Annotated in this window: 1 protein-coding gene; it reads right to left on the bottom strand. The window is 57.9% G+C overall.

Annotated features, from left to right (window positions below):
- Window positions 1-70: 70 nt before the first annotated feature.
- Window positions 71-273 (bottom strand): hypothetical protein (locus tag ABG80_RS22555; RefSeq protein ID WP_235513771.1); only part of this gene is annotated, 203 nt, incomplete at its 5' end.

Raw genomic sequence — 273 nt, forward strand, 5'->3', positions numbered from 1 at the left:
GCCACCCGACCTTGAAAAGGAAAGCCCCGAGTCCTGGTCAGAGGAGTTCGGGGCTGATGGAATCGAGACGCTACCCAGGCGGGTTGATCGGTACGGTAAGGCAAAGAGTCGTGCGCTCGATGTAGCGCAGTTTATCAGCGACCACGTTGAAGGTCAAGAAACGCTTCACCAGCGGCTCACCACTTGCGGTGACTACCTGCTGTTCCGGCACTACTTCACCATCGACGCTGTGAGGCTGCATGCGGCCAGCTTCTGCATGAAGCACCTGCTTTG

The organism is Aquabacterium parvum (assembly GCF_001447195.1).
GTDB classification, from domain to species: domain Bacteria; phylum Pseudomonadota; class Gammaproteobacteria; order Burkholderiales; family Burkholderiaceae_C; genus Aquabacterium; species Aquabacterium parvum.